A 4,533-nucleotide genomic window follows, 5' to 3' on the forward strand; every position below is an offset into this window, starting at 1 on the left:
TAGCTTAGGTTTTGCTTAAATTTTACGATTTGTGTAAATATGTGATTTTATACAATATTTATATTGTATTGTCTTTAATTTTAGGGATTTAATAAATACTTTTATTATATTTGTTAATTTTTCATTTACTTTTTTATCTTAATATATAATTTGTAATAAAAATACAGATGCTTATTAAAGATGTTATTAAGACTAACATTATAAAATTACGCACTAATTAACAACAATATAAAAAGGATATACATATGTATAATAGAGATTATTTATCAAATAATTCAAATGAGCATTCACAAGAATCGTCTCAAGTACAATTAATGAGCTTTTTAAAAGCTACTTATCAATTATTTGCTGGTTCATTATTAGCTGCAACGGCAGGGTCATATATTGGTCTTGAAATTGTTTCTTACTTAATGGGTCCAGTAAAATGGCTTTTATTTGGAGCAGTAATTGCAATGGTATGGTTTGTTATACCAAAAGTAAAACATAAGCCAGGAGTTAATTTATTAGCTTTATTTGCTTTAACATTTATGACAGGGTTAATGATCGCTCCATTATTAGCTTCAATCTTTGCAATGCCAGGTGGTGCATCAATAGTTGGTCAAGCTTTCTTAATGACTTCAGTTGCATTTGGTGGAATTTCAATGTTTGCAATGACAACAAAAAGAGATTTCTCTTCAATGGGTAAATTTTTAATGATTGCACTTATTATTGTAATTGTTGCAGGTATTTCAAATATCTTCATTCAATCATCATTAATGCAATTAGGAATTGCTAGTGTAAGTGCATTATTATTCTCTGCATTTATTTTATATGATACACAGCAAATTATTAGAGGTGGATATGATTCGCCAGTTGAAGCTGCTTTATCTTTATACTTAGATTTCTTTAACTTGTTTATTTCATTATTACAAATTTTAGGAATTATGAACAGTAGTGACGACTAAAACTAACTCCCTTGGGAGTTAGTTTATCTACGTTAAACTATTATAAATATTATGAAATCAAATAATCTTAGACTTATAGATGCAAATTTAAATAGATTACGTGAAGGAATTCGTGTAGTTGAGGACATTTTTAGATACATATATAATGATAAACAAACTGCTTTAAAACTAAAAGACTTGCGTCACCTATCCAGAATAGATATTTATACTCAAATGATAGAAACAAGAGATGTTAAAAATGATGTCTTAAGAGAATCAATTAAAAGTGAACAAAATAGAGATGATTTACACTCTATATTAATTGCAAATTTTAAAAGAGCTCAAGAGAGTGCTAGAGTATTAGAAGAGTTTTGTAAGCTTATTTCAATAGAAGATAGTGAAAACTTTAAGTATATAAGATATGAACTTTATACTTTAGAAACTGTTTTAACAAATATAACTTCAAATTCTAAATAATTTAAATTATACTCTTTATATAATTTCTTTGCATTTTTAAAATCCAAACTATTAGATCCTCCACTTACACCTGATTTTTTTATATAATTGAATAAATCTTTTTTATTTTCAAATTCTAATTTATACATAATTGTTTCAAATTCACAAATAAAATGATTTGAAAAAGCTTTTTTAATTTCACTTTCTTCTAAAATTGGTGATTTTGTATTTGTAATAGTTTGAATAGTTTTAAATGTATTTGAAGTAAATAATACTGCATTGATTTCATTAGTAATTAGTGAAAGTTTTTTAACAATTTTATCTAAATCTTTTGACCACTGTAAAGCAGAAGATGATAATACAATATCATAAGTATCGTTTTTAATTTCGTTAAGAAATTCTTCTGTATCAAAATCAAAACATTTAACTTCAACACTACTATTCTGCGGATGAAGTTGGCACATTTCTTCTGAAAAATCTATTGCTTTGTAAAAGTCAATTGGCCATGTAATATTAGAAAAAATTTGTCCTGAACCACAACCTAGTTCTAGTATTTTTTTAGGTTTTGTTTTTAATTCTCGAACTAAGGATTTTGCAATAATTTGCTGAATAATATTATGATTGTTATATTCATTTGCATGCTTTGAAAATTCGTTTTTTATTGACAATTTTACTCTTTATTTTAGTGTTTAATTTGAAAGAAAATTCATTTTAACTTTTTCTTAATAAGTTTTAGATAAAATATATCCCATTTTTCAAAAAGGAAATAGATAATGACATCTACACTTTTAGTAGTTCAATTTGTTTTAGCAATTTTATTAACAATAATAATCTTACTTCAAAAAAGTTCAAGCATCGGTCTTGGAGCTTACAGCGGAAGTAATGAATCATTATTTGGCGCTAAAGGTCCAGGTAATTTTTTAACTAAAGCAACAATGGCATTAGGTTTAATCTTTGTTATTAATACAGTAGTTTTAGGTTATATGTATAATGAGAAAAGAAACGAGAGTGCGATTGATAATGTAAAAACAGATACATTAATTCCATCTATGCCAGCTCCAACAACACAACAAGCTCCAGCAGCTCCAACTCAAGCTCCAGTACCAAGCGTACCTGCAGCTAAGTAATTCAAAGAAGAAAAGAAATATATAATATTTCTTTCTACTTTGTAGTTACAATACTTACATCTTTATTTTTACTCTAATTCAAATATCAAAAAAAATAGCAAATTATATATTTACTTTTCACTCATGAAAAGATATCAAAGTTAAAAATGGTATAATACCCGCAAATTAATAAAAAAAGTTTTCAATAAATAAAGGAGAATTAATGTTAGAAGAGCTTAATGCTGAAACAAAAGATCATATGGAAAAGTCTATTGAGGCTTTAAAAAGAGATTATAAAACACTAAGAACTGGAAAAGTTACAACTTCAGTTTTAGATGGTGTTAAAGTAGATTATTATGGAACACCAACTGATTTAAATCAAGTAGGTTCTGTATTAGCTGCAGATGCAACAACAATCGTAATAAACCCATGGGAAAAGAATCTTTTAGGTGATATTGAAAAAGCTATTCAAAATGCTAACATTGGTGTTAATCCAAATAACGATGGAGAAGTAATTAAATTATTCTTCCCACCTATGACAGTTGATCAAAGAAAAGTTAGTGCTAAAGGTGCTAAAGTAATGACTGATAATGCTAAAGTTGCAATTAGAAATATTAGAAAATCTGCAAACGATAAAATTAAAGTTTTACACAAAGATAAAGAAATTAGTGATGATGAGAGCAAAAAAGCTCAAGATGAAATTCAAAAAATTACAGATTCTTATGTAGCAAAAGCAGATACTACTTTTAAAGCAAAAGAACAAGAAATTTTAACGGTTTAATGATGAACGTAGAACAAATATATAAAGATGCTAATGCATTATTAGAAGGTCACTTCAAATTAAGTTCAGGGAATTACTCAAACTTTTACTTACAATCAGCAAAAGTTTTAGAAGACCCTAAAACTGCTAAGTTATTAGCTGAAGCACTAGCAAAGCAGATTAAAGAATCAGGTATAAAAGTTGATGCTGTATGTTCACCTGCACTTGGTGGATTAATAGCTGGTTTCGCACTTGCAACTGCACTTGATGTAAGATTTATCTTTGCTGAAAGAGTTGATGGTGAGATGACTATTAGAAGAGGCTTTGAAGTTACAGAGGGTGAAAACTATGTAATTTGTGAAGATATTATTACAACTGGTGGATCTGCTTTAGAAGCAGCACGTCAAGTTGAAGCTGATGGTGGAAATATTGTAGCTTATGCTGCACTTGCTAATAGAGGCTTTTGTTCGAGAGTTGGTTCTTCTTTAGAAGCACAAGATAATTGTAAATTACCATTAGACAAACCACTTTTTGCACTTGAAGACTTTACATTTAAAATGTATACACCAGATGAGTGTGATTTTAAAGATATTGCTTATAAACCAGGATCAAGAGGTAACTAATTTAAATGGCAAGATGGAGAGATACAAAAAACAATAGAGGTAATCAAAAAAATACTACTATTAAAGAAGATCATAATCAAATTGAATCTTCTTCACTCTCTTCAAGATTAAGAGCCTTTCTAACAGATACATTCTTAATCACAACTCCCATACTTTATATTGTAATATATCTTGTTATGGGAAGTGGTGAAGCTTTTTCAGAAGATAGAATTAAAGGTTGGTCAATAATACTTATTATTCATCTTTTACTAATAATATTTTTCTGGTTTGTAAAAGGCCAAACTCCAGGTTTAAAAGCATATCAATTAAAGATTGTAGATGTAACAAGTAAAACTAAAATATCATTAATACAATCACTTATTAGATATAGTGCAACACTATTTGCAGTTGTTTCATTTTTCTTAATCTTTTTACCATTTATTAGAAAAGATAAAAAAACATTTCAGGATATAGTCTCTAATACAATTATTATTCCCGAATAATGTTATTCTTTAAACTCTCTGCTTTTTACTTTTTTTACTTTGCAGCTGTTGGTGTATATATAATTTTCATGCCAAAAGTACTTCATGATATTGGATACAATGCCTTTGATATTGGAATAATTTTTGCCCTTGCTCCACTTATGAGATTTGCTACACCATTTTTATTTTTAAAGCATATTGAAT

Annotated in this window: 8 protein-coding genes; 7 read left to right on the top strand and 1 reads right to left on the bottom strand. The window is 27.6% G+C overall.

Features of this window, described 5'->3' with window-relative positions; genetic code table 11:
• Positions 1-245: 245 nt before the first annotated feature.
• Positions 246-944 (top strand): Bax inhibitor-1/YccA family protein, encoded by a 699-nt coding sequence (locus tag GBG18_RS14660; RefSeq protein ID WP_152192269.1) that lies wholly within the window; start codon positions 246-248, stop codon positions 942-944.
• A 51-nt stretch (positions 945-995) separates the two neighbouring features.
• Positions 996-1,400, top strand: coding sequence for a thiamine-phosphate pyrophosphorylase (locus GBG18_RS14665; RefSeq protein WP_193311174.1), 405 nt, complete (start codon positions 996-998; stop codon positions 1,398-1,400).
• Here the strand turns inward: GBG18_RS14665 and GBG18_RS14670 are convergent.
• Positions 1,352-2,047, bottom strand: coding sequence for a methyltransferase (locus tag GBG18_RS14670; RefSeq protein WP_152192272.1), 696 nt, complete (start codon positions 2,045-2,047; stop codon positions 1,352-1,354). The genes GBG18_RS14665 and GBG18_RS14670 overlap by 49 nt on opposite strands.
• A gap of 105 nt (positions 2,048-2,152) precedes the next feature.
• On the opposite strand from GBG18_RS14670, the gene secG reads away from it, so the two are divergent.
• The 5 genes from secG to GBG18_RS14695 all read left to right on the top strand — a co-directional run.
• Entirely contained in the window at positions 2,153-2,506 is a 354-nt protein-coding gene (gene secG, locus GBG18_RS14675) for a preprotein translocase subunit SecG (RefSeq protein ID WP_152192274.1), read from the top strand.
• 202 nt (positions 2,507-2,708) lie between these two features.
• On the top strand, positions 2,709-3,266 hold the full coding sequence (frr, locus tag GBG18_RS14680) for a ribosome recycling factor (protein WP_152192276.1): 558 nt from the start codon (positions 2,709-2,711) through the stop codon (positions 3,264-3,266).
• Between the two features lie 2 nt (positions 3,267-3,268).
• Positions 3,269-3,868 carry an orotate phosphoribosyltransferase gene (gene pyrE / locus GBG18_RS14685; RefSeq protein WP_152192277.1) on the top strand — a complete coding sequence of 200 codons (600 nt, stop codon included), beginning with the start codon at positions 3,269-3,271 and terminating at the stop codon, positions 3,866-3,868.
• A gap of 5 nt (positions 3,869-3,873) precedes the next feature.
• Positions 3,874-4,350 carry an RDD family protein gene (locus GBG18_RS14690; RefSeq protein ID WP_152192279.1) on the top strand — a complete coding sequence of 159 codons (477 nt, stop codon included), beginning with the start codon at positions 3,874-3,876 and terminating at the stop codon, positions 4,348-4,350.
• A partial coding sequence (locus GBG18_RS14695; RefSeq protein ID WP_193311175.1) for an MFS transporter occupies positions 4,350-4,533 on the top strand: 184 nt, incomplete at its 3' end. The genes GBG18_RS14690 and GBG18_RS14695, both read left to right, overlap by 1 nt.

Origin of the sequence: Poseidonibacter ostreae, from assembly GCF_009208075.1 — a bacterium.
Lineage (GTDB): Bacteria > Campylobacterota > Campylobacteria > Campylobacterales > Arcobacteraceae > Poseidonibacter > Poseidonibacter ostreae.